Below are 22,345 nucleotides of genomic sequence, written 5' to 3' on the forward strand. Positions count from 1 at the left end.
CCGCGCCCTGCGGGTGTCGTGCTTCTTGCTGCCGGGTTCGGGCACGCCGATCACCTCCAGACCCGCCGGTCCCCAGCACTTCACGGAGGCAACAGGAGTTCCCCCACAGGGCCCGGCACCTCAGCCGGCCGCGTTGTCGACGCGCATGCGCACCTGCGCCTCCAGGCGCCGCAGACTGCCGTCGAGCGCGTCGAACACCGCCTGCTCGCCGGGATCGTCACCGGGGTCGAAGAACGACAGGTGCACGGTCACCTCGCTGGCCCCGCTGCCGATTCCGGAGACCTGCAGCCAGCCGGTGTAGCTGCCCTGCTCCCGGGTGCCCCACTCCAGGCGCATCTGGTCGGGACGGGCCCGCAGCAGGGCGGCCATGTCCTGGCCGGAGCGGTCCTCGTGCACCGTGACGGCGGGCGGTTCCTCGGCCTCCACATGCAGGGCGGCCGGTAGCCATGCGTCGAGCTGGCCCAGGTTGGACGCCTGGTCGAAGACCTGCTCGGGCTGTGCGGGCATCGTGCGGGACCATTCGTACTCGGTCATGGTGATACCGCCCTCCGCTCGGAAGTCGTACCCCGACCGCGTGCCCCTTCCGCGGCGACCGAAAAGCCCGCCACGGCCCGCGCTGCGATCCCGGCCTCACCGCCGTGAACTTGTCTGGTCAAGTTTGGTCGCGGTTCTTCCGTTGGACAGCGACGACCAGTACTCATATCCCGTTCGTTGTGCACAGTCAGGCCGTGCGGGCCCCGACCTGCACGGCACCCTCACCAACGGGACGAGGTACCACGTATGCGACTGCGCTGGAGATCCCTCGGCGGGCTTCTCGCCCTCCTCGGCGCACTGATCGTCGCCGCCCCTGCCCCCGCCGGGGCGGCCGGGAGCAGCGGCAATCTCATCGTCAACGGCGACGCGGAGAGCGGCGGCTCCTGCACCTCCGACTGGGCGGCCGCCACCACGGTCCCCGGCTGGACCACCGAGGCCGGCGGCCCGGACGTCATGTGCCACAGCGTCGCCTCCTTCGGGCTGCCGAGCGACGGCCGGACACCGGGCAAGGGGTTCTTCGGACCCGGCAACTTCGGCGACGGAGCGATGACGCAGACCGCCGACGTCTCCTCGGCCGCCTCGGCCATCGACGGCGGGGGAGTGCACTACAACCTCTCCGGCTGGCTCGGCGGCTGGACCACCTACAGCGGCTACGTCGCGGTCAGCCTGCACTTCCATGACGCGAACGGCCGCCCCGTCGGCGTCGCCGCCAAGCTGCCCACCGTCTCCGCGAGCGACCGGGGCCTGGCCACCACGTTCCTCTCGCGCAGCACCACCGGCGCGGTCCCGGCCGGCACCCGCTCCATCCAGGTCGAGGTGCAGTTCCTGTCGACGAACAGCGAGACCGGCTACCTCGACAACCTCTCCCTCACGCTGGACACCCCGGTCACCGCGCCCGCCCCGCTCGCCCCGCCCGTCTCCAAGGTCCCCGGCTATGACCATGTCTTCATGGTCATGATGGAGAACACGGACTACTCCGAGGTCATGAACGACCCGGCGGACACTCCGTACATGCACAGCCTCATGGGCCAGGGCGCCACGCTCACCGACTTCCACGGCGTCTACCACCCGAGCGACGAGAACTACCTCGCCATAGCCGGCGGCGACACCTACGCCAAGGGCGCCACCTACTTCCCGAACATCAACTCTCCCGAGCGCAACCTCGGTGACACCCTGGAGGCGGCCGGCAAGACCTGGAAGGCCTACGAGCAGGGCATGGGCACCCCCTGCAACACCAAGAACAACTACGACAGCTACTACGAGCCCGACGACGCGCCCTTCATCAACTACACCGACATCAGCGGTGACGCCCAGCGCTGCGCGGCCCACCTGGTCGACACCACGCAGCTCACCACCGACCTGAAGTCCGCGGCCACCACCCCGAACTTCTCCTGGATCGCCGCCGACGACTACTACGACGGCGAGGCCTCCGGCAACGGCAACACCACCAGCCTGAAGACCCAGGACGGCTGGCTGAAGCAGGCCCTCGCCCCGGTCCTCGCCTCCCCCGCCTGGACCCAGCAGCGCTCGCTGCTGATCCTGACCTGGGACGAGAGCCAGAACGAGGCCTACAACCACGTGGTCACCACGGTCGTCGGCTCCCAGGGCACCGTCCCGGCCGGCACCAGCAGCCCGCTCCACTACGACCACTATGGCATCGGCCGCACCATCGAGGCCGCCCTCGGCCTGCCCGGTCTCACGGCCAACGACACCTATGCGACACCGCTCGACGCCGCGTTCGCCCCGGCCACCGCGAGCACGCCGACCCTCACCGGCGACCTGAACGCGGTCTCCGGCGGCGGCAACGTCACCTTCCGCTACTCGGTGCCGTCGGCAGCCCAGGTGAACGCCAAGAACTGGATCGGCATCTACCCGGCGGGCGTCACCCCGGGCAAGCAGTCGTCGCTGACCTGGTCCTACGCCCCGAACGCCAGCGGCGCCCTGACCTTCTCGACCGGCAAGCTGAGCGGAGCGGGCAAGTACGACGTGTACTACCTCGCCAATGACGGTTACTCGGTCCTCGCCGGGCCGTTCTCCCTGACCGTCGGCTGACCGGCCACGACGGAAACGGGCCCACGCCTCATCGCCGCCCGGCGGAGCAGCCCACGGATCATCACCCCGTGGGCTGCTGCTTCCTCCGCCACCTCCACGCGGCCAGCGCGTGGGCCCGGTGGTCGTGCTCGAAACCCTCGCCCAGCGGCCCGACCCGGTCGACCGCCTCTTTGGCCTCCGGGTCCTCGCGCAGGACGAGACCGTGGGCGGCCTCCAGGCGCACGATCAGGTCGTCGTCCCCGCTCACTGACCGCAGAGCGGCGGCCCAGTGCCGCGCCAGGCCGAGCAGCCGCTCGCGGGCTTCCTGCGGAAGCCGCGGCCGGGGCTCCTTGGCCAGCACGGCGGAGAAGACTGCCGGAGAACCGCCGTCGACCGCACGCCACAGCGGAGTCGTGCCGTCCGGCAGGACCAGGTCGGGGTCCGCACCCGCCGTCCACCAGCGCCTCGGCGGCCAGCGTGTCGTACCGGGCCACGGCCTCGCACAGCACCGGAAGACCCCGCGCGTCCCGGGTTCCGGATCCGCCCCCTCCTCCAGCAGTTTCCGCACCGCCTGTGGGTCCCGCGCACTCACCGCCGCGATGAGCCGGCCCCCGAAGCCTCCCCGACGCGTGCCCCTTGATTCCCCCTGGCACCGGCCAACCCAGCGTTCCAGAAGCCGGCGCAGATGGCCCCTTGGGTCACAGGCCCATGGCGATGGCCACGCGGGTCATCTCGGCGGTGTTGGTGATGTTGAGCTTGGCCCGGATGCGGCGCAGGTAGGCGTCCACAGTGTGGGTGGAGAGGCCCATGTGGCGGGCGGTCTGGAGGTAGGTGCGGCCGGCGGCGATGTGCCGGAGCGTCTCCCGCTCGCGCGGAGCCAGCGCGGGGGCGGGGGCTTCGATGTGCGGAATGGCGAGGGTGGCGCTCATGGTGCTGTCCTCCGGCGAGGGATCTGACCGTTTAGGGCGATTTGCCCTTGTTTCTTCAGATTGCTCGCCGGACGTCATGGCCGTGTCCGCCGACTGTCACAGGCGCGTCACAGGGAAGGGGGAATGGTTTGAACCACTGGGAGGTGGCGGCGGGTGCGGGCTCCGGTGACGCCGAACGGGTGGACCGCGTCAGGCGAGACCGGCCCGGTGGGCGCACAGGGCGGCCTGGACCCGGTTCTCCAGGCCCAGCCCGGTCAGGATGCGGTTGACCCGGCTCTTCACCGTCGTCCGGCTCAGGCCCGGGTCCGCGGCGATCCGGGCGTTGGACAGGCCACGCGCGAGAAGCACCAGGACCTGGATCTCGCGCTCGGTCAGCGGGACGTCCGTCGGCACGGGCGTGGGTGCCGTCTGCAGCAGCGCGGGCTGCAGCGCGGTGACGGTGTCGAAGAGGCGCCGGGTGACGGTCGGGGCGAGGACCGACTCGCCGTCGGCCGCCGCGCGCAGGGCCTCGGCGAGCTGTTCGGGCCGGCTGTTCTTCATCTTCAGCAGGAAGCCGACGGCCCCGGCGCTCGGGGCGTCGCCGAGGGGCGTGTCCTCGCCACCTCGGACCACTTCACGACCGACCGGCAGACCATGGTGGCCGACATCCCCGTGCAGGACGTCACCACGGTCTACGACCGCGTCGGGGACACCTTCGCCTGTCTTTGCCTGGCCGCGCTCGTCTCACTCACGGTCACCGCGGTCGTCCGGCCCCGGCGCCCGGAGGACCGCTGGGGCGCTACGCGACGGCCTCGCGCGCCGTCCGCTCCACCAGGGAGACCCCGTCACTCATCGAGGCGCTGCCGTTCGACAGTACGGCCACGAGGTAGCGGTGTCCCTTCACGGTGACCTGGCCGACGCTGTTGACGTCCCAGAGACCGGTGGTGTTGCGCTGCAGCCAGCCGTTCTTCAGCGCCCGCGCGCCGCCGGAGCCGCCGACGGCCGAGACTCCCCAGGTCTGCTCGGCGATGACCTTGCCCATGAGGCCGCGGATGTAGGTCCGGGACTCCGCGTTCAGGGCGGACTTTGCGGTGGAGCCGGGCTTCGCCGTCGTGTCGCCGTCGAAAACGGCGCGCAACAGCCGTATCTGGTCGCTCGCGGTGGTCCGGGTCAGCCCCCACTTCACGCCCGGCCCGCCCGTCGTCGAGGTCAGTCCCAGCCGCTTGTTGGCCGCCGCCAGCCCGGAGGCCTGGCCGATCTCGCGCCAGAGCGCGTTGGCCGCCGTGTTGTCGCTGCGCTCGATCATCGGCTCGGCGCGGCCGCGCTCCTCGGCGGTGAGCCGCCGTCCCGCGTCCTGTGCTCGCAGCAGCAGCGCCGCCAGGATGTCGACCTTGACGATGCTGGCGGTGTCGTAGGCGCTGTCCTGCCCGTGCACCACGGGAGTGCGGCCGGTTCCGTCCAGGTCGAGCACGGCGGCCGTGGCGTGCGGGGAGGGGGTCGGAGCGGAGGCCGCCGCAGCCGGTGCCGGGTGCAGCGCGCCGACGGAGACGAGGGTCGCGACCGAGGCCAGCAGGGCGCCGGTCCGTATGCGTGCGGTGGTGGGGGAGGGGCGAGACGGCATGGCGCCGAACGTAGACAAAGCGTCCGCCGGGCGACGTGGCGGCCGTCACCTTCGGGCCCGTTCGCGGCGAATTGTGAGAAGAGCCACCAGCGCCGCCCAATGGAGCGCATCGCGACATCCGGGTCGGTCAGGTGGCGGCGTGTACGCGCGGGCCGTGCGCCCCGCTTGTCGTCGGCCAGACACCGACATCCGGAGTGATCATGGAACAAACGGATGAACTGGTCGGCGTGGCCGCGGGTGTGACGGTCGTCGCCCTCGGATGCGCCGTCCGGACGCCGCATCCGGCCGCGGCCGCCCGGTGCCGCCCTCGTGGTCGCGCTCGGTGCCGTCGCCGTGCTCGTCCTCGCCGGCGCCCAGTGGCTGAACCAGCCCGCCGTCCAGGCCTGGCGCACCGTGTGCCTCGCCATCACCGTCCAGGCACTCCCCTTCCTGCTCCTCGGCACCGCCCTGTCCGGCGCGATCAACTCCTTCGTGCCGGCCGACCTGTTCACCAAGGTCCTGCCGAAGCGGCCCGCCCTCGCCGTGCCCGTCGCCGGAGCAGCGGGCGCGGTGCTGCCCGGGTGCGAGTGCGCCTTCGTCCCGGTCGCCCACAGCCTGATCCGACGCGGTGTCACCCCGGCCGCCGCCTTCGCCTTCCTGCTCTCCGCGCCCGCCATCAACCCCGTCGTGCTGACCGCCACCGCCGTCGCCTTCCCGGGCACCCCGCGATGGTCGCCGCCCGGCTGCTCGCCTCCCTCGCCACGGCGGCGGTGATGGGCTGGCTCTGGCTCTGGCTGGGCAAGGAGCAGTGGCTGCGGCCGATCCTGCGGCACCGGCACACGGGCCACCGGCACGGCCGCAGCCGCATGCGCGAGTTCCGGATCGGCCTCCAGCACGACTTCCTGCACGCCGGCGGCTTCCTCGTCCTCGGCGCCATGGCCGCCGCCACCTTCAACGTCGCGGTGCCGCGCTCCGTCCTCGACGCCTTCTCCGGCTCACCCTGGCTCTTGGTGCTCTTCCTGGCCGGGCTCGCCGTACATCATCTTCACGTGCTGTGCGGCGGACTCGCAGACCGTCAAGATCCGCGTGCACGGAACCGAGGTCTCGCCCGCGAACACCTGGCTCGCGGTGACCGGCACCTGGAACCCCCAGGGCACCCTCGGCACCAGGACCGCGCGGGCGGCCCTCGACGTCAAGGAAACCCGCCCCATCGCCCAGCCGGTGAACGCCTACACCGATGACCAGCCGCTCACACCGTCCTAGCCCTCGTGCCGGAACGACCCGGCGTCCGGGGCGCCCGCCGCACGGAGCCCTTCGCGGGCCCGGCAGGTGTGTCGGTGAGGAGCACGCCCGTCACCAGAGAGGGGCGGATGCGTACGGCCTGGTCCATGCCCTCCTCCGGCGCCCAGGGGGCGAGCAGCGTCCGGACCCGGGCCAGGTCCGCGGGATCCGTGACAAGCCGGGCGTAGCCCGTGACCACCACGCTCCAGCCGAGATGCGTGTCCGGGTCGATCGCGTCGGCCTCGTAGGCGACCACCACGCCCTCGCCTCCGCCCTGCTGCGTGTGCGCGGTCAGCGCGGCGCCCTCGTGGGTGCGGATCACGATGTCGCCGCCGTCGAGGACGTGGTTGACCGGGCGGACGGTGGGCAGCGCCTGCCGGGTGAAGACGATCCGCCCGAGGGACACGCTGTCCAGCAGCCGCAACGCCTCCACGGGGTCGAGGTCGATGCGCCGGTGCGCCGGATTGCCGTTACGGATCATGGCTGGCTTCTTCGCGAGTGCGTGACACTCCCCGTCTCTCGCCGGCCCCCGGCGCGCGGCGGCGATCCCGGGGGCGGAGCGACACCGCGGGGGATCGGTGCCGCTCCTGACCCCCCACTCTCGCGCGTCCCACGCCGTCCACCCAGTGTCCTTCGGCCCACGGCGGGAGGGCCGGACGTCCCGATTCCGACGGTCGGCAGGGTGCGCCGCGAAGCCGTCACGAGCCTCTTTTCCTCTCACCCCGCCGACTTCCGGATTGAGGTGCACGATGGTGTGGTGACACTCGACGGCCGGGTCCGGGAGACCGCCCCGAGCCCGCTCGCCGCCCGCCCGGCGCGATCCTGCCCGGCGAGAGGTGCGTGGAGTGGGTGCGGCGAAGCCGACGGTGCGCGAGAGGAGGCGGTGACGATGAACCGGACACCTCCCACGACGGTCACCCAGGTACGGCTGTGGCGCTGGCGACGCAATCCGCTCAGGCGGCACAGCGATGTCGTCGAGGCCTGGATCGTCCTCGTGACCTGGGCGCTCGCCGTCCTCGGCGGAGTCGCCGCCGGCCTCGTGGCGGCCCAGACCGCCGGCGCGGCGTTCTCCGCCCGCGAGGCCCAGGTGCACGCCGTGTCCGCCGTGCTCACCGACGCCGGGGCGCGGACCCCGGCCTCGGGGACCGGCTACGACGACGGGCGGGTGTGGGCCACCGTGCGCTGGACGGACGCCCACGGAAGCGTGCACACCGACCGGGCGAAGGTCCTGCCGGGCGCCCCCACCGGATCCCAGGTGACCGTGTGGACCAACCGCGCGGGCCACGTGGTCTCCGCGCCCGTCACCGGCGCTGCCGCCGATCTGCAGGCGGCCCTCACCGGCGTCCTCGTCGCCCCGTCGGCAGGCGCGGCGGTCTGGGGCGCGGGCTGGGTGGTGCGCAGCCGGCTGATCAAGCGGCGCATGGCCGAGTGGGACGAGGAGTGGAAGCAGATCGGTCCCCGGTGGGGGAACCTCAGCGGCGGACGGGGCTGAGCACCCGACACCGAGCGCCGCCGTCGGCGCAGCGCTCCGAGCACCGGATTCACCGACCGCCTCCGCTGGCCGGGGACGCCAGGGGCCGGACCTCGCTCCAGGGCGTACCTGCGCACGGCCGCGGGACGGCCGGTGCGAGGAGACGGGACGACAGGGCGGGAAGGGCCATCCGCTTCTCGCGGATCCGGATTGCGCGGTGCACGGCTCCGGGCCGTTTCCCCGCGTCTGTTCTCGGTCCTTCCCGCCGCTACCAGCACACCACGGAAACCGCCGTCCCACCAGGCCCTGCAGCACTCCGCCTTCGCACTCCCGGTTCGCCCTGTCACCCGAAAGGGGTCGTTCCCGCACCTCACGGGCCTCCCGGCGCAGGACAGGACCCGCCGGTCACACATCGCTCAAAGAGACAGACTCCCGGCGACTCGCTCCCGGGTCCCCGCCCCCCGCTCGGCACGAGGTCGTGTTCACGGCGGACTTCGGCTCCGCCCGGCAATGGCCGGCGGGCCCTTCCTGGGCGTATCCGGACGGAGGCCCGGTGAACCCGGGCGACGACAAGCTGGACCACCTGGTACCCGACGCCTCCTACGCGCGCTCCGGTGTCTTCGGGGCCACCCGCCGGCCCGACGGCTAGCGGGACACCGGCCTGCTGACGACCGAGGGCGGCGAGGAGGCGTTCATGGTCCGCTCGGGAGACGTGCTGGAGGCCCGGGCACGGCTGCCCGGCGAGATCGGGGCGCGGCCGGCGATCTGGACCTGGCGCGACGGCGACCAGGAGAGCGACGTGTTCGAGTACCACCCGGACCTCCTGGAGTTCAGCAACCATGTCCGCGGTGCCGGCCACGGCTTTCGCGACGACGCGGTCCGCCCCGGCTCCTGGGTCGACCTGCGCACCGAGTTCGGGGCCCGCTCGGTCGTCTGGTCGGTGAACGGCGTTCAGGTCTTCGCGGACCGGCGTGGAGTGGGGCACCGCTGGCACGCCTTCCCCATCGTCAACCTCTCGGTCTGCGCGGGCCGCTATCACCCGGCGCCCGCCGCGCAGACGACCGAGATGTCCTTCGAGGTGAGCAGTCTCGTCGTACGACGCCCGGCTCCGCACGGACACCCACCGGGCGGGGCGGCTTCCGCTCCTCGGCGGGACTCTCGGGTCCCGCGTGCCCGTACGACCTCCGGGGCTTTCGAGTGTCCAGTACATGATCAGCCGGCCGGCAGGGCGCGGCATGCCCTGTGCCCCCGAGGAGAGACCCGTCGTGCGCCCAGCCTTCCGTCCCGCGGCGACCTGTGTGGCCGCCGCCGCGATCGGCATGGGCTTTCCGTGTTCGCCGCACCCGTGGCGCACGCCGAGGACCCGGCCCCCGATCTGGTGGTCTCGGGTACGTCGGGCGCGACTGCGACCGGCGGTTGCGCCGGCACCGGCGGCAGCCTCGCGGCCACGGGCAGCGACGCCATGCCGATGCCGGCCACGGGCGCGGTGGCCGCGACGGGCCGGCGCTGGTGGCCGTACGCCGCAGGCCCACCGGGAAGTGAGCCGGGCTCCCGCTCACGCCCTGTGCGGTACGACGGTTGAGGCCGCGCGCGGCACGACCGCTCAGGCCTTGCGCAGGACCACGAGGAGCACCAGCAGCACGGTGGCGCCGGCGGTCGTGCCGTGGGCGACCACGGCCGTGAGCGGGAAGTGTCGTTCGGCCGTGGCGTCCCCGTGGGAGTGGCGTCCGGAACTGGGCAGCCAGCGCAGCAGCATCATGAAGCCGAACGCGGCCACGATCAGCACGACCGCGCACGCGGTCCAGGCCGAACTCCGCACCCCTCCCACCACATAGGCGGTCCAGGCGGCGAGTCCCGCCACGGCGAGGGCCACATGCCCGAGCACGAGCCACAGCGGCAGCCGCGTCACCCCGGGCGTGCGCTGCCGCAGTCCGCCGTACCGGACCCACACCGTGCCGAGGTATCCGCCGAGCCCGGCGGTCAGCAGCCACGCGCACAGAACGAAGACTCCCATGCGTCCCGCTCCCCCCTGTCCTGGATACGGCCGGGCCCTGTGACGGCATCAGGGTTGCCGGCTCAGCACACCGCACAGGGCGGGCGGAGTCCGGACGTCCATCCACCGATTCACCCGTTGGGATGAAAAGGGGCCTGGCTGTCCCACGGGCCGCCCGAAGGGTGCAAGAGCGTGCGTGCCGTTCAGGCCACGGTGTCCCGCTGGGCGCGCGGCACTGCCGGTGCGGCGGCCGCAGCCGAGGCCTTCAGCGCCGGGATCAGGCCGGCGACCCGTTCGAGCTGCTCTCGCTGGGAGGCCAGGCCGAGAGTGCCCAGGCGGACGACGAGGTGCCGGGCGCCCGCCTCGACGAACCGGGTGAGCTGTGCGCGTACCTGCTCGGCGGAGCCGGTGACGACCGCCTGGATCCGTTCCAGCTCCGCCAGCGGCATGCCGTAGACGGCCCGCACGTACGCGTCCAGCTCGTGTCGGCCGCCGTCCGTGTCCTCGCCCTCCTCGGTGATCCGCAAGGAGACGAAGAGCGCCGGCGTGACGTCCTGCGCCAGGCGCCCGGCGCCGGTCGCCGCAGCGCGCACGTTCAGCAGCCCGGAGGCGTAGTCGGCCGGGTCGGGCGGGTACGGCAGCCAGCCGTCGTAGAGCCGGCCGGTACGGGCCTGCGCCGCCGGGGTCCCGCCGCCTAGCCAGACCGGCGGGCCGCCGGGACGGTACGGCGCGGTCGCCGGCGGGATGCCGTCGAACCGGAGGATCCCGCCATGGAAGGAGTCCGCGCCGGTCCACAGGGCCCGCCACAGCGCCACGGTCTCGTCCAGCCGGGCGAAGCGGCGCTCCCAGGGAACCTCGGACAGGTCGTAGAGGGGCCGTCCGAAGCGGCCGGGAAAACCCGCGCCGACGGCCACGGTGAGCCGGCCGCCGGACAGCAGGTCGAGGGAGGCCAGGGTCTGCGCTGTCTGCACCGGCCGGCGCAGGAACGGCATCAGGGCCGCCGTTCCCAGGGTCACGCTCTCGGTCGCCGGGGCCAGCGCGGCCAGCATGGTCAGTGCCTCGATGCGCGGACTGATCAGGGAGTCGTTGACGAAGAGGGAGGAGAAGCCCGAGCGTTCGGCCCGGCGGCCGAAGGCGACCAGCTCACGCGGGTCGTCGCCCGGACCCCACTGCGCGGTGCCGGTCGGAAGGAGTACGCCGATGTCCATGCCGACGATGCTCCGGTGCGGGCTCGCGGCGCGACAATTCCCCGCAGGGAATGGCCGGGACGCCACGCCGGGCGCTAGAACGGGCGCGTGGACTTCCCCCGCGCCCTGCGCGCCCGCCGTACCAGCCGTCGTCTCAGCCAGCTCGACCTCGCCCTGCGGGCGGGCACCACGCAGCGCCACCTGAGCTTCATCGAGTCCGGCAGATCCGCCCCCGGCCGCACCATGGTCGTACGCCTGGCCGAGTCGCTGGAACTGCCGTTGCGGGAACGCAACGAGCTGCTGCTGGCCGCCGGGTACGCGCCCGTCTACCCCGAGAGCTCCCTCGACGACCCCGAACTGGCCCCGGTGCGTACGGCGATCGACCACATCCTGCGCGGGCATCTGCCGTATCCGGCGCTGGTCGTGGACCGGCGCGGTGATCTGGTCGCCGCGAACGAGGCGTTCGGCGTGCTCACCGAGGGCGCGGCCCCCGAACTCGTCGGCCCCGGCACGAACGTCTACCGGCTCGCGCTGCACCCGCGGGGGCTGGCCCCGCGCATCGGCAATCTCGCCGAGTGGTCCCGGCACATCCTGGCCCGCCTCGGCCACCTGCCGGAACTGCGGGACGAACTCAGCGATTACACACCCGAGTTGGAGCCGTCCGCCGATCACCTCGGGTTCGCCGTCCCGTTGCACCTGCGCACCCCGTACGGGGAACTACGGCTGATGACGACCGTGACGACCTTCGCCACCGCCGTCGACGTGACCCTGGCCGAGCTGAGACTGGAGGCGTTCCTGCCGGCCGACCCGGCCACCCAGCAGGCCCTGACGACGCTCGCGGCGCACCGGGACGTCCAGGAGCCCGACCAGCCCGCCGCGGGCTTGTCCCCGGGGCGCCCCACCCACTTCAATGCTCCTACCTCCCACAGGAGAACACCTGTCCCACACACCCAGTGAAGGGGTTCTTCTTGACCGCTCTACGCGTCACCGCCGGCACCGCAGCGGCCTGCGCCACCGTGCTCGCCGTCGCGCTGCCCTCCTCCGCGATCAACTCGTACAACGCCACGCCCGCACCCGAACGCACCGAGGTAGGAGCGCTCGTGGCCACCTGGGACGCCGACAACGACCCGGCGACCCCGGACCGGGTCGACTGGGTGTGTTCGGGCACGATGATCGATGCCGACACCTTCCTGACCGCCGCGCACTGCACCAGCGACTGGCCGGCCGGCGTCCGGTTCTATGTCTCGCTCGACCAGGACGTCCAGGCCGGGCTCGACGCCGCCGCGAAGAAGTACCCGGGTGACCCGGCCGCCCAGGCGAACGCCGTGGCCGTCGAGGGTGTCGCGCACACCCACCCCGACTACCCGGGCCCCGCCTCCGACCCACACGACATGGCGGTGATCGAACTGCCCGCCGCCAAGGTCGCCTCCCGTTGGTCCTTCACTCCGGCCACCCTGCCGACCGAGAACCAACTCGGCGCGCTCGCCCCCCAGGGCCTGAACTCCACCGACTGGTTCGTGGCCGGGTACGGCACCCAGGAGGCCACCAACGGGCCCGGCGGCCACACCCACCCCGGCGGAGGCATCCGCATGAAGGCACCCGTGACCTTCAACGCCCTCAACAAGGCCTGGGTCCACCTCGCCATGACAGCTCCCCAGGGCAACGGCGGTGCCTGCTACGGCGATTCCGGCGGGCCCAACTTCGCGGTCATCGGCGGCAAGAACGTCCTCGCCGCCACCACCATCACCGGCGACACCCCCTGCTACGCCACCAACGTCACCTACCGCCTCGACACACCCGAAGCCCGAGCCTTCCTGGCACCGTTCGTTAAACTCCCCTGAGCGTGAACGGCCCGCCTCTGGCGGGCCGTTGGCGGACCTCGTGCGGCAGCACGCCCTCGCGCGCCCCGGGATCCGACCAGCCGTCCGGCAGCGGATTTCCGGGCGGTTGGGCCGTGCCGACCACCAGCGGCAGGTCCAGGCACACCGTGCTGCACAGCGCCAACACCGTGGGGAGGGCGGTCAGCAGCCGGGTGGCGGTGCGCGGATGGAGACGTTGCTCGGCCAACGGTGTGATCGGCCACGCGAGCACCCGTGTTTCCAGCGCTTCCTGCGCCCTGCGCCGACGGCGCTGACCGGACGGGTAAGTCGCGGGAGTTGCCGAACAGGATGCGGTAACCGATGAGCAGCACCAGGGAGCCGGCGATGGCCGCGCCCCAGGTGTAGAGGTCGAAGAAGTGCTTCTCCACCGGGCGGTCGAGGAATCGGGTGGAGAGCCAGCCGCCGATGAAGGATCCCGCGACGCCGATGAGGGTGGTGCCGATCAGGCCGCCCGGGTCGCGGCCGGGCAGCAGGATCTTGGCGATCACTCCGGCGAACAGGCCGAGGATGATCCAGCCGATGATGCCCATGGTGTTGTTCCTCCCATCGGGTCGGGATCCGCGCCGAGTGCGCCGGAGACCGACACTTCGTCTGCCTGCTTGCGCAAGCCTAGGGGCGGGTCGAGCCGGCCTGACAAGGGCTGTTGGCCTCCGGCGGGCCTCTGGTGATGTCCCGTCGAGGTTCTGCTACATGACTAAGACATTGCGCAATCGAGGACCTCAGAGTGGCCCGGGGGCGTTGATCACGATGGACGCGGGAAGTGCGAGCGGCTGCGGAGGACGTGGATGAGTGCGTCCCTGACCAAGGGTGGCAATGTGTCGCTGAGCAAGCAGGCCCCCGGTCTGACTGCTGTGACGGTCGGGCTGGGCTGGCAGGCGAACACCGGGTAGGAACTGGACGCCGGAGCGCTGCTGTGCGCTCTGTCGGGCAAGGTGCCGTCCGACGAGCGCTTCGTCTTCTTCAACAACCTGACCAGCCCCGACGGTTCGGTCCGCCACTCGGGCGGTGGCGCTCCGGTCGACGGTGACGACCAGCGGATCGAGATCGACCTGTCCGGGGTCCCGGACGGGATCGAGAAGGTCGTCTTCACCGTGTCGCTGTACGAGGGCGCGAGCCGCGGCCAGGCCTTCGGGCAGCTCCACCGCGCGCACATCCGGGTCCTCGACCGGGAAAACGGCACGGAACTGGCCCGCTACGACCTCGCTCCGGCGGCCTGTCGACCGAGACCGCGCGCGTCTTCGGCGAGCTGTACCGGCACGGCTCGGAGTGGAAGTTCCGCGCGGTCGGGCAGGGTTACGCCGCGGGACTCGCCGGCATCGCCGCCGACTAAGGCGTCTCCGCCGCACCGCAAACGGGCGCCGCCACGTATGTGCCGCCCGCCCGACCGAACCCTCCGGTCGCCGCTCCGCCCGCCCCGCCGAAGCCTCCGGTCGCCGCCCCGCCGGCCCCGGCGTTCCCCGCATCCCCGCACCACCGGGAGTTCCAGCGTGACCTGCTTCTTCGACCCCGACCACGGCCCTGGCGTGACGACCGTGACCTGGTCGCCGCAGTGGGGCGTGCCCCGGCCCGTGCAGACCTGCGGCGCCTGCGCGCAGCGCGTACAGACCACGGTGCCGCCGTTCTACACCCCGCCTCAGCCGGGCTATCCGCAGCCCGTGCCGCAGCCCGTGCCGCAGGGCTATCCGCAACAGGGTTACCCCCAGCAGGGATACGGCCAGCCCTAGGCGGACCACGACCATCATCACGAGGCCGGCGGCCGGCGCTTCGGTGCCGGCGCGCTCATCGGCGCCGGTGCGGCAGGCCTCATCGGCGGCGCGCTGCCCAACGAGGCGTTCGACGACGAGCCGGAGGTGATCAACAACTTCTTCGAGGAGTGAGTCCTCGGGAACGAGACGGACGTCTCCCGCCGCTCCGCGAGCATGCGCCCGGTCCCGGCGAGGCAGGCCGGGCCGTCCCGACGGCGCCCGGGCGCCGGAGCCGGACGCCTACACTGGGTGGGCGCATGTGCGTCGGCTGTGCCGAGGGCGGGGACGGGAGGGGACTGTGACGGAGAGCGCCGCTGGCTTCGGGGACCCGCCCGCCGACGTGCTGGCCGAGGCCGCCGCGGCGTACGGCCTGCTCGCCTCCTCCGCCCGGCTGCATCTGATGTGGACCCTGTCGCAGGGGGAGAGCGATGTCACGCGTCTCGCCGGCCGGGTGGGCGGAGCGCTCCCCGCGGTCAGTCAGCACCTGCGCCAAGCTCAAGCTTCACCGGACTCGTCCGCTCGCGCCGTGAGGGTCGACGGCAGGTGTACTTCATCGATGACCCCGACGTCGTGACCTTGGTCCGGGTGATGGTGGGACAACTGGCGCGCTCGACGCACACCGCCGCCCCTGTCCACGGCCTGCGCAGGATCGGCGGCTGAGAGCGCCGCGCGAACCCGCCGGCACTGTCCCGATCCCTTCTGCATGTCGCGTATGTACCGTGCTTGCGCAAGGCCCATATGTCGCTCTTATGTGAGGCGCGTAGACTCCCGCTCCCGTACCGCGCCGGGCCCGCGCGGCGGTCCATGAGATGCCTCACCTATGAATCATGTGTGTATCTGTGCAGTTCGGGCCACAGGTTTGTTAGATTGCGCAACCACGCAAGCAAGGTGGAGCGGCGCGCTCCGCCCCCCGTACATCGCCGCGCGGGTCGGGCCGTTCACCCCACGGCCCGGCCTGACGGGCCCGACCGTTCATGGGAGTGGGAGATGAGCGACCCGTGGGACGGGCCCACCGGGCAGGCCACGCGCAGCCATAGCGCGCGGGTGCCCGGACAGCGAACGGCCGAACCCGACGGGTTGCCTCGGCCGGGCGGCCGGGCCGCGGCCCGGGCGGCTGCCCGCGGGGGCGGAAGGCGGGGGCGCCGTGGCCGCCGGGTGGGCCGCGGCAGGAGGGCGCTGAAGATCCTCGGGATAGGCCTGTCCGTGCTCATCGTGGTCACGGCGGGTGCGGGCTGGTGGTTCTACGAGCACCTGAACGGCAACATCCACAGCGTCGCGCTCGACGGCAAGGGCGGCAGCGAGAAGGCCGACGCCTTCGGCCGCACCCCGATCAACATCCTGGTCATGGGCTCGGACGGCCGTACCAGCCAGGCCGACTGCAAGCTCGGCGGCGGCTGCTCGCAGACGGGGGTGCAGAGCGGCAGCAACGCGGACGTGGAGATGGTGCTGCACATATCCGCCGACCGCTCCAACGCGACGGTCATGAGCATCCCGCGCGACACGATGACCCAGGTCCCGGCCTGCCAGGACACGGAGACGGGTCAGTCCACGTCCGGCTACTACGGCCAGATCAACAGCGCCCTGCAGTACGGCCCCGCCTGCCAGGTGGCCACCGTGCACCGGCTCACCGGCATCCCGATCGACCACTTCGTCAAGCTCGACTTCTCCGGCGTCGTGAAGATGTCCGACGCCGTCGGCGGCGTCTCCGTCTGTGTCAGCGACAACGTGTACGACACCTACTCCCACCTGAAGCTGTCCAAGGGCTCCCACACCCTCAAGGGCGAGGCGGCGCTGGAGTTCGTCCGCTCCCGCCACGGCTTCGGCGACGGCAGCGACCTCGGCCGTACGATCTCGCAACACATCTTCCTCAGCTCGATGATCCGCAAGTTCAAGAGCGCCGGGACGCTCACCGACCCCACCGCGGTCTACGGGCTGGCCGACGCCGCCACCAAGGCGCTGACCGTGGACGACGGCCTGGGCAGCGTGCAGAAACTGATCTCGCTCGCGTCGGACGTGAACAAGGTGCCGACCAAGCGGATGACGTTCACGACGATGCAGACGGCCCCCGACCCGAACAACAAGGACCGGGTGGTCGTGGGCCAGGGTGCCAAAACCCTGTTCTCCACCATCGCCAACGACCAGTCGCTGACCACCGGCTCCGGCAAGAAGTCCGCCGCGGCCTCGGCGACCGCGAAGGCCACCGCCTCGGCCGTGCCCGCGTCGCAGATCGCCGTCACCGTCGAGAACGGCACATCGGTCACCGGCCGTGCCTCGGCCATCGCGACCGCGCTGACCGACCAGGGTTTCAGCTCCGGCACGACCACGGCCAACGCACCGAGCCCGGCGACGACCACCACGCTGACCTACGGCGCCGATCAGAAGGCGCAGGCCACCACGGTCGCCAAGGCGCTCGGTCTGCCCTCCTCGCACGTGAAGCAGGGCACCGGCGGCGGCCTGACCCTGGTGATCGGCAGCGACTGGCCCAGCGGCACCGGCTTCCCGGGCGGCACCTCCTCACCCGCGCCGGCCGACACCCAGGCCGCCGTCGGAGGCGCCCACGCCTCCACCGCGGACCAGGCCAAGACCTGCGCCAAGGTCAGCCCCTACAAGACGGTCAACCTCAACGGCGTCGCCATGACACCGGCCCAGGCGTACGCCGCGGCGAGGAGCAAGCCCGACTCCGACGCCTGACCCGCCGGGAGCGGGCCGGCCGACTGAGCCGCGTCCACCGTGCGGATCAGGGGCTGGCGATGTCGAAGCCGTACCGCAGGGGCTCGCTGGTGACGGTGTAGTCGCGGCGGTACAGATGCACCGCCTCGGCGCGTACGCCACCGGGCGGTGCGGCCTCGACCCGGCAGGGGTACGTCACCTGGATCACGCGCGGGCGGTCGGAGACCTTCATCCGCAGCCCGTCCGCCGGCCCGCCGTCGAGCACGGCGGTCTCCCAACACGTCACCTCGGTACTCTCCACGGCGGAAAGTTTAAGGGTTGCGCAAGTTTCGGGCCCGTGAGCCGGGTCACGGGGGCACGCGGCATGCGAGGCCGCTTCTGCGCAGGTGGTCAGCCGCACCTTGGCGATGAGTCCGCGGTGGCGTCCGGCTTCACCGGCGCGCGTGCCGGCTCGCCGAAACCCCGGCCGGGCTACGCGGGTCGCTGGGAGGCGGCCGCTTCGGGGCGCAGGTCGGAGAGGGTCAGCGGGTACGCCGGTGGGTCGGACACGGCGATGCGGGAGGTCACCCGCAGATCGGCGGCCACGTGCAGCAACTCGCCGGGAGACATGAGCTGCCACTGCGGGCTCTCGTCCATGGGCTCGCTGGCCACCACGACCGCCGGACGATCACCCAGATGCGCGGAGCGCACCCGCAGATGACCGTGCCTGCCGGCGTGGTCGAGAGGCCGCGATCCGTGGTGACCGCCTGCCGGGCGCCGTAGGACGTACAGCTCGTGGGTGGCGGGATAGCGCAGCGCCCAGAGCTCTCGCGCGGTGACGAGGACGATGTTGAGGGCGTACAGCGGCAGGTTCCCGGCGACCCAGCGTGCCGCGGACACGATACCGGCGGACACGTCCCCGCCGTGCGCCGCCGTCTCCCGCGTGACCAGGGCGAAGAAGCGCTCGGAGTCGGTGTCCCCGTGCACCAGCGAACGGTCCTCGCCGAGCTGACGGTCGAGCCTGTCCAGCCCCTCGATCACACCGTTGTGCGCGAACAGACGTGCGTCCTGCTCGAAGGGATGTGTGTTGCGCACATCCAGCCCTCCGGTCGAGGCATAGCGGATGTGCGCGAGGAAGGTGGCCGACTCGACCTCCCGGGCCTCCCGGGCGAAGGCGCGGTCCTCGTACGCGGCTATCGCCGCCTTGTGCACCTCCGGCGTACCGGCCGCGTCGAAGAACCCGAGCCCGGTGCCGTCGGGCTCGCGGCGACTCTGCACGCTGAGACTGTCGGGGGCGTCCAGCAGCCAGAACGTGGCGTGCGTCCGCAGCGGGGAGCTGATCAGCCCGAACAGCCGGCACACGGCATCCTCCTCGTCGCCCGTCCTCCGCCGAGCCCGGTCGTCCGGCGACCCACCCGGACGACCATGGTCCCGCGCGCCGGACGTTCCCGCACTCGCGCCACGGACGGCGTCCGGCCCGCCCTCGGCTTCCTTCGGCCGCGTCGACGGCCTCCTCAAGCGGCCGGTCGCAGCACCGAGCCGAGCGCTCCGTCGATCGTCGGATGAGCGAAGGAGAAACCCGCCTTGTGCAGGGCGGCCGGTCCGACGCGTGCGCTGCACGTGATGCTCGCGGCGAACTCGCCGAGCGCCGCGCGCAGGGCGAAGGCCGGCACTGCGGCGAGCGCCGGACGGTGCAGGGCGCGGCTCAGTGCCCGGGTCACGTCGCGGTTCGTGAGCGATTCGGGGGCCGTGAAGTTGACCAGCCCGGAGAGTCCCTCGGTGTCGAGGGTGAAGCGGAGCGCTGCGATGTGGTCCGTCAGGGAGATGAACGGCCCGTACTGGTCGCCGGAGCCGAGCCGGCCGCCCAGGCCGAAGCGGAAGAGCGGGAAGAGCCGGCCGAATGCGCCGCCCTCGGCGGAGACGACCAGGCCGGTACGCGGGTGCACCACGCGGATGCGGCTCGCCGAGCCGGATCGGCGGCCGCCTCCCAGTCGGCGCAGACGGAGGCCAGGAAGTCGTCGCCGGCCGGCTCGCTCTCGTCGACGATCCGTTCACCAGTGTCGCCGCAGTAACCGGTCGCGGACGCGGACACCAGGACACGCGGCGGGTCGGCGGACGCGGCGCAGGCTCGCGCGACGGTGTCGGTGCCGCGCACCCGGCTGTCGCGGATCTCCCGCTTTGTTTCAAGTAAACCGACGAAGCCGGCCTGCCCGGGGCCGCGACGACCTGGCCCGCCGCACAAGATCCACAGCGGCCGGCTGCCACTCGGGATACGCGAAGTCGAACCCAGCCGCCGACAGCCGGCCCGGTACCACCCGGCGGCTTTTGAGCAGCAACTCCGTGTCCGAGCGCAGCGCGAAGGCCCCCAACTCCGCCATCCACCGGGTCGCAGGCAGCCCCACGGGGACGCCCCGGGCCGCGCGTAGCGTCCGCATGAACTCCCGCTGCGGGAGCGGGCCGGGGGAGGCGAGGTTGACCGGGCCGTCGATGTCGTCCCGGTCGATCAGGAACTCCACGGCGCGTACGAAGTCCTCGTCATGGATCCAGGAGACGTACTGTGCACCACCGGCGACCGGCCCGCCCAGCCCCAGCCGGGCCAGTCCCAGCAGTACGTCGAAGACGCCGCCCCGGTCCGGGCTCATCACCATCGCCGAGCGCAGCGCCACCTTCCGCGTCGCCGGTGCCGGTGCCTCGGCCTGGGCGTGTTCCCAGTTCCTGGCGATGTCGACGCTGTAGGCCCAGTAGCCCGGAACTCCGGCCTCGCAACCGCCGATCACGCCGGTCGCCTCGTCGTTCGCCGCGTCGAAGCGATGGGCGTAGATCGTCGCCGTACTCATCTGCAGCCAGGCCCGCGGCGGTTGCGCGGCGGCGGCGATCGCCTGCCCCACCACACGCGCCGAGTTCACTCGCGAATCCATCATGGCCCGCAGGTTCTCGGCGGTGTAGCGGCAGGAGACGCTGCGTCCGGCCAGGTTGACGACCGCGTCGCTGCCGTCGATCACCTCGGCCCAGCGGCCGAGCGTGGCCCCGTCCCAGCCGACCTGCCGCTCTCGCGTCGGACGCCGGGTCAGCACGGTGACCTCATGACCGGCTGCCGTCAGCGCACGATCGAGAATCGCGCCGACCTGTCCGGTTCCCCCAGGCAGTACAACCTTCATCGAGCCCCCTCGGTTCGGTGCGCAAAGCGTAGCCGCATATTTGAACGCGTTCAAAAGAGTGAGTCGGGGGGTTCAGGCAACTGCCGCAGAGCGCCTTTTCGTTGACAGGCGCTGCGGTAAGGTACGAGCTGGTTGGTTTAATTTTCAGCTTGAGGAGGGTCCATGGCTCAGCAGGAGCGAGCTGTCCGGACCCGGCGTGCTGTTCTGGAAGCCGCCGCCGCGGTGTTCGCCGAGCGCGGCTACGCGGCCGCCACCATCGCCGAGATCCTCAACCGGGCCGGCGTGACCAAGGGCGCCCTGTACTTCCACTTCGACTCCAAGGCGGCGCTCGCCCGGGGTGTGCTGCAGGAGCAGTTGACCACCGAGTACCACGTCCCCAGGGAACTGAAGTTGCAGGAGTGGGTGGACGCGGGCATGACACTGGCCGAGCGGCTGCCCCGGGAGCCGATGCTGCTCGCGGGGGTCCGGCTCTCGGCCGACCTGCAGGGCCGCGATGTGTTCGGCAGCGCCTGGCCGGTCTGGGCCGAGCTGACGGGCTCTCTGCTGGCGGTGGCCAAGGAACGCGGTGAGGTACTGCCGCACGTGGTGCCCGAGGAGACCGCCCAGGTCTTCCTCGGCGGGTGGATCGGCGTGCAGTTCGTCTCCCAGGCCGTCGCGAACTGGGCCGACCTCGACCACCGTATGTCGGCCCTCTTCAGCCATCTGCTCCCCGCCGTCGCCGCGCCGGCCGTCCTCGTCCGCCTCGACACCGCACCGGACCGGGGTGCCAGGGTGATCGCGGAGGTCCGGAGGAAGCCGGAGACGTCTTGGGCCGGCGTCAACGGCTGAGTCCTGGTGCGGCGCGCATGTGGCACCAGGTGATGGCAGCCGTTACCAAACCGCTGGGTCGGTTTCCTGGCTGCGCCCTGACCACCGTGCCAGTAGGTTGAGCGAATGACGCCGATGCCCGTGATCCTGTTGCTGTCCGGGAGCCTGCGGAAGGGCTCCACGAACGAGGCCGTGCTGCGTACGGTGCGGGCCGTGGCGCCGTCCGTGGGTGTGGACACGGTCATGTACGAGGACCTGGTCCAGCTTCCGCATTTCAACCCCGATGACGACACCGACGCGTTGCCGGCCCCGGTGGCCGCTCTGCGAGCGACGCTGGACCATGCGGACGCCATCCTGATCTGTACCCCCGAGTACGCGGGCACGCTGCCGGGCTCGTTCAAGAACCTGCTGGACTGGACGGTCGGGGGCACGGAGATCTGCGACAAGCCGACTGCATGGATCAACGCGGCCGCCCCTGGCCGTGGCCAGGGCGCGGAGGCCACGCTGCGGACGGTTCTGGGATACACGGGCGCGTCCGTCGTGGAGTCGGCCTGTGTGCGGATCCCGGTGGGACGGGACATCCTCGACCAGGACGGACTCGTCGCCGATCCGTCGGTACGCCGCCAACTGGGCGAGGTGCTCGGGCTGTTGACTCGGACGGCTGGTTGAGCCGGACGTCCGCGTTCTGGTGGACGCCGTCGAGGCGCAGCCCGGCACGGCATGCACCGCCGTCGGATCGCTCGTGCCGGTCCCGTCGGTAAACGAAACGCAGACAGGCGGTGTCGCGACTCTGGTTGTCCCGGTGCGGTCCGGGGCAACAGGGTCACGGCGGTGAGCGGGAACGGTGTTGCGCGGGCGGCCTGTCGGCGCGGTGATCCCGTGCGACGGGATGCGGCCTGGGCGGGGAGGCCGTCCGTCACCGTCAGAGCCGCGGCGGTCGCGCCGGCCACGGTGAGGCAGGATCGTCTGCCGAGGGGTTGTGAACAGCTGCCGCGGAACAGCGTATGAGTGTGTTCTGGCGCGGATGAGTGAGTGTTCGGGCTGTGGTGGGCGTACGGGGAACGATAGTTCTCTCATCGAATGGGTGACCTCGGCGGGTGG

General features: G+C 71.9%; 21 protein-coding genes and 7 pseudogenes. 14 read left to right on the plus strand and 14 right to left on the minus strand.

From position 1 onward, the window contains the following. Nucleotides 1–120: 120 nt before the first annotated feature. The gene (locus AB0M27_RS35355; RefSeq protein WP_365728032.1) at nucleotides 121–534 is read right to left on the minus strand and encodes an SRPBCC family protein; all 414 of its coding nucleotides are present in this window, start codon (nucleotides 532–534) and stop codon (nucleotides 121–123) included. Between the two features lie 246 nt (nucleotides 535–780). Between AB0M27_RS35355 and AB0M27_RS35360 the strand changes: the two genes are divergently transcribed. Next, the gene (locus tag AB0M27_RS35360) at nucleotides 781–2,586 is read left to right on the plus strand and encodes an alkaline phosphatase family protein (RefSeq protein ID WP_365728034.1); all 1,806 of its coding nucleotides are present in this window, start codon (nucleotides 781–783) and stop codon (nucleotides 2,584–2,586) included. A 61-nt stretch (nucleotides 2,587–2,647) separates the two neighbouring features. On the opposite strand, the gene AB0M27_RS35365 is transcribed toward AB0M27_RS35360, so the two are convergent. The 4 genes from AB0M27_RS35365 to AB0M27_RS35380 all read right to left on the minus strand — a co-directional run bounded on the left by AB0M27_RS35365 (nucleotide 2,648) and on the right by AB0M27_RS35380 (nucleotide 5,094). Beyond that, nucleotides 2,648–3,133, minus strand: a complete 486-nt coding sequence (locus AB0M27_RS35365) for a hypothetical protein (protein ID WP_365728037.1) — start codon at nucleotides 3,131–3,133, stop codon at nucleotides 2,648–2,650. 130 nt (nucleotides 3,134–3,263) lie between these two features. After that, complete coding sequence (locus AB0M27_RS35370; protein ID WP_365728040.1) at nucleotides 3,264–3,494, minus strand: helix-turn-helix transcriptional regulator; 231 nt, start codon at nucleotides 3,492–3,494, stop codon at nucleotides 3,264–3,266. A gap of 189 nt (nucleotides 3,495–3,683) precedes the next feature. Next, nucleotides 3,684–4,106 carry a response regulator transcription factor gene (locus AB0M27_RS35375; protein ID WP_365728042.1) on the minus strand — a complete coding sequence of 141 codons (423 nt, stop codon included), beginning with the start codon at nucleotides 4,104–4,106 and terminating at the stop codon, nucleotides 3,684–3,686. Nucleotides 4,107–4,272: 166 nt separating this feature from the next. Continuing rightward, on the minus strand, nucleotides 4,273–5,094 hold the full coding sequence (locus AB0M27_RS35380) for a serine hydrolase (RefSeq protein ID WP_365728043.1): 822 nt from the start codon (nucleotides 5,092–5,094) through the stop codon (nucleotides 4,273–4,275). Nucleotides 5,095–5,403: 309 nt separating this feature from the next. Between AB0M27_RS35380 and AB0M27_RS35385 the strand changes: the two are divergent. After that, nucleotides 5,404–6,110 (plus strand): annotated as a pseudogene (locus tag AB0M27_RS35385) (permease); the annotation flags it as partial. A 1-nt stretch (nucleotide 6,111) separates the two neighbouring features. Continuing rightward, nucleotides 6,112–6,336, plus strand: a pseudogene (locus tag AB0M27_RS35390) (TIGR03943 family protein); the annotation flags it as partial. Here the strand turns inward: AB0M27_RS35390 and AB0M27_RS35395 are convergent. Further along, nucleotides 6,323–6,835, minus strand: coding sequence for a pyridoxamine 5'-phosphate oxidase family protein (locus AB0M27_RS35395; protein WP_365728045.1), 513 nt, complete (start codon nucleotides 6,833–6,835; stop codon nucleotides 6,323–6,325). The pseudogene AB0M27_RS35390 and the gene AB0M27_RS35395 sit on opposite strands and share 14 nt — an antisense overlap. A gap of 408 nt (nucleotides 6,836–7,243) precedes the next feature. Here AB0M27_RS35395 and AB0M27_RS35400 point away from each other — a divergent pair, with 408 nt between their 5' ends. From AB0M27_RS35400 to AB0M27_RS35410, 3 genes are all read left to right on the plus strand, one after another. Further along, a complete protein-coding gene (locus AB0M27_RS35400) occupies nucleotides 7,244–7,846 on the plus strand; it encodes a hypothetical protein (protein WP_365728047.1) in 603 nt (200 codons plus the stop codon). A gap of 457 nt (nucleotides 7,847–8,303) precedes the next feature. After that, nucleotides 8,304–8,474 (plus strand): hypothetical protein, encoded by a 171-nt coding sequence (locus AB0M27_RS35405; protein ID WP_365728049.1) that lies wholly within the window; start codon nucleotides 8,304–8,306, stop codon nucleotides 8,472–8,474. A 45-nt stretch (nucleotides 8,475–8,519) separates the two neighbouring features. Beyond that, entirely contained in the window at nucleotides 8,520–9,407 is an 888-nt protein-coding gene (locus tag AB0M27_RS35410) for a hypothetical protein (protein WP_365728051.1), read from the plus strand. A 21-nt stretch (nucleotides 9,408–9,428) separates the two neighbouring features. Here AB0M27_RS35410 and AB0M27_RS35415 read toward each other — a convergent pair whose 3' ends face one another. Together AB0M27_RS35415 and AB0M27_RS35420 are read right to left on the minus strand one after the other, a co-directional pair. Next, entirely contained in the window at nucleotides 9,429–9,839 is a 411-nt protein-coding gene (locus tag AB0M27_RS35415) for a hypothetical protein (RefSeq protein ID WP_365728053.1), read from the minus strand. A gap of 182 nt (nucleotides 9,840–10,021) precedes the next feature. Beyond that, entirely contained in the window at nucleotides 10,022–11,026 is a 1,005-nt protein-coding gene (locus AB0M27_RS35420) for an LLM class flavin-dependent oxidoreductase (protein ID WP_365728055.1), read from the minus strand. Between the two features lie 87 nt (nucleotides 11,027–11,113). On the opposite strand from AB0M27_RS35420, the gene AB0M27_RS35425 reads away from it, so the two are divergent. Both AB0M27_RS35425 and AB0M27_RS35430 read left to right on the plus strand, forming a co-directional pair. Further along, nucleotides 11,114–11,962, plus strand: coding sequence for a helix-turn-helix transcriptional regulator (locus tag AB0M27_RS35425; protein WP_365728057.1), 849 nt, complete (start codon nucleotides 11,114–11,116; stop codon nucleotides 11,960–11,962). Between the two features lie 11 nt (nucleotides 11,963–11,973). Beyond that, nucleotides 11,974–12,846, plus strand: coding sequence for a trypsin-like serine protease (locus AB0M27_RS35430; protein WP_365728059.1), 873 nt, complete (start codon nucleotides 11,974–11,976; stop codon nucleotides 12,844–12,846). 67 nt (nucleotides 12,847–12,913) lie between these two features. On the opposite strand, the pseudogene AB0M27_RS35435 reads toward AB0M27_RS35430, so the two are convergent. Both AB0M27_RS35435 and AB0M27_RS35440 read right to left on the minus strand, forming a co-directional pair. Next, nucleotides 12,914–13,108 (minus strand): annotated as a pseudogene (locus AB0M27_RS35435) (M56 family peptidase); the annotation flags it as partial. A 43-nt stretch (nucleotides 13,109–13,151) separates the two neighbouring features. Further along, nucleotides 13,152–13,415 (minus strand): annotated as a pseudogene (locus tag AB0M27_RS35440) (GlsB/YeaQ/YmgE family stress response membrane protein); the annotation flags it as partial. 255 nt (nucleotides 13,416–13,670) lie between these two features. On the opposite strand from AB0M27_RS35440, the pseudogene AB0M27_RS35445 reads away from it, so the two are divergent. The 4 genes and pseudogenes from AB0M27_RS35445 to AB0M27_RS35460 all read left to right on the plus strand — a co-directional run bounded on the left by AB0M27_RS35445 (nucleotide 13,671) and on the right by AB0M27_RS35460 (nucleotide 17,321). Continuing rightward, nucleotides 13,671–14,215 (plus strand): annotated as a pseudogene (locus tag AB0M27_RS35445) (TerD family protein). Between the two features lie 157 nt (nucleotides 14,216–14,372). Continuing rightward, entirely contained in the window at nucleotides 14,373–14,609 is a 237-nt protein-coding gene (locus AB0M27_RS35450; RefSeq protein WP_365728060.1) for a hypothetical protein, read from the plus strand. A gap of 319 nt (nucleotides 14,610–14,928) precedes the next feature. Next, nucleotides 14,929–15,290: pseudogene (locus AB0M27_RS35455) on the plus strand (metalloregulator ArsR/SmtB family transcription factor). A 327-nt stretch (nucleotides 15,291–15,617) separates the two neighbouring features. Continuing rightward, the gene (locus AB0M27_RS35460) at nucleotides 15,618–17,321 is read left to right on the plus strand and encodes an LCP family protein (protein ID WP_365728062.1); all 1,704 of its coding nucleotides are present in this window, start codon (nucleotides 15,618–15,620) and stop codon (nucleotides 17,319–17,321) included. Between the two features lie 46 nt (nucleotides 17,322–17,367). On the opposite strand, the gene AB0M27_RS35465 is transcribed toward AB0M27_RS35460, so the two are convergent. From AB0M27_RS35465 to AB0M27_RS35480, 4 genes and pseudogenes are all read right to left on the minus strand, one after another. Then, nucleotides 17,368–17,601 carry a hypothetical protein gene (locus AB0M27_RS35465; RefSeq protein ID WP_365728064.1) on the minus strand — a complete coding sequence of 78 codons (234 nt, stop codon included), beginning with the start codon at nucleotides 17,599–17,601 and terminating at the stop codon, nucleotides 17,368–17,370. A gap of 170 nt (nucleotides 17,602–17,771) precedes the next feature. Then, nucleotides 17,772–18,641, minus strand: coding sequence for a class II glutamine amidotransferase (locus AB0M27_RS35470; RefSeq protein ID WP_365728066.1), 870 nt, complete (start codon nucleotides 18,639–18,641; stop codon nucleotides 17,772–17,774). A 152-nt stretch (nucleotides 18,642–18,793) separates the two neighbouring features. Further along, nucleotides 18,794–19,458, minus strand: a pseudogene (locus AB0M27_RS35475) (TIGR01777 family oxidoreductase); the annotation flags it as partial. 4 nt (nucleotides 19,459–19,462) lie between these two features. Continuing rightward, nucleotides 19,463–20,437 (minus strand): TIGR01777 family oxidoreductase, encoded by a 975-nt coding sequence (locus tag AB0M27_RS35480; RefSeq protein WP_365728068.1) that lies wholly within the window; start codon nucleotides 20,435–20,437, stop codon nucleotides 19,463–19,465. Nucleotides 20,438–20,599: 162 nt separating this feature from the next. On the opposite strand from AB0M27_RS35480, the gene AB0M27_RS35485 reads away from it, so the two are divergent. Together AB0M27_RS35485 and AB0M27_RS35490 are read left to right on the plus strand one after the other, a co-directional pair. Continuing rightward, nucleotides 20,600–21,265 carry a ScbR family autoregulator-binding transcription factor gene (locus AB0M27_RS35485; protein WP_365728072.1) on the plus strand — a complete coding sequence of 222 codons (666 nt, stop codon included), beginning with the start codon at nucleotides 20,600–20,602 and terminating at the stop codon, nucleotides 21,263–21,265. A 105-nt stretch (nucleotides 21,266–21,370) separates the two neighbouring features. After that, nucleotides 21,371–21,913, plus strand: coding sequence for an NADPH-dependent FMN reductase (locus AB0M27_RS35490; RefSeq protein ID WP_365728074.1), 543 nt, complete (start codon nucleotides 21,371–21,373; stop codon nucleotides 21,911–21,913). Nucleotides 21,914–22,345: the final 432 nt, after the last annotated feature.

Source organism: Streptomyces sp. NPDC052107, assembly GCF_040680215.1.
GTDB lineage: Bacteria > Actinomycetota > Actinomycetes > Streptomycetales > Streptomycetaceae > Streptomyces.

Bases quoted from the DNA above. Each gene is read 5' to 3' on its own strand.
- AB0M27_RS35400 (WP_365728047.1), top strand. From the start codon at position 7,244: ATGAACCGGACACCTCCCACGACGGTCACCCAGGTACGGCTGTGGCGC.
- AB0M27_RS35360 (WP_365728034.1), top strand. From the start codon at position 781: ATGCGACTGCGCTGGAGATCCCTCGGCGGGCTTCTCGCCCTCCTCGGC.
- AB0M27_RS35415 (WP_365728053.1), bottom strand. From the start codon at position 9,839: ATGGGAGTCTTCGTTCTGTGCGCGTGGCTGCTGACCGCCGGGCTCGGC.
- AB0M27_RS35460 (WP_365728062.1), top strand. From the start codon at position 15,618: ATGAGCGACCCGTGGGACGGGCCCACCGGGCAGGCCACGCGCAGCCAT.
- AB0M27_RS35490 (WP_365728074.1), top strand. From the start codon at position 21,371: ATGACGCCGATGCCCGTGATCCTGTTGCTGTCCGGGAGCCTGCGGAAG.
- AB0M27_RS35410 (WP_365728051.1), top strand. From the start codon at position 8,520: ATGGTCCGCTCGGGAGACGTGCTGGAGGCCCGGGCACGGCTGCCCGGC.
- AB0M27_RS35395 (WP_365728045.1), bottom strand. From the start codon at position 6,835: ATGATCCGTAACGGCAATCCGGCGCACCGGCGCATCGACCTCGACCCC.
- AB0M27_RS35480 (WP_365728068.1), bottom strand. From the start codon at position 20,437: ATGAAGGTTGTACTGCCTGGGGGAACCGGACAGGTCGGCGCGATTCTC.
- AB0M27_RS35485 (WP_365728072.1), top strand. From the start codon at position 20,600: ATGGCTCAGCAGGAGCGAGCTGTCCGGACCCGGCGTGCTGTTCTGGAA.
- AB0M27_RS35420 (WP_365728055.1), bottom strand. From the start codon at position 11,026: ATGGACATCGGCGTACTCCTTCCGACCGGCACCGCGCAGTGGGGTCCG.
- AB0M27_RS35380 (WP_365728043.1), bottom strand. From the start codon at position 5,094: ATGCCGTCTCGCCCCTCCCCCACCACCGCACGCATACGGACCGGCGCC.
- AB0M27_RS35355 (WP_365728032.1), bottom strand. From the start codon at position 534: ATGACCGAGTACGAATGGTCCCGCACGATGCCCGCACAGCCCGAGCAG.
- AB0M27_RS35370 (WP_365728040.1), bottom strand. From the start codon at position 3,494: ATGAGCGCCACCCTCGCCATTCCGCACATCGAAGCCCCCGCCCCCGCG.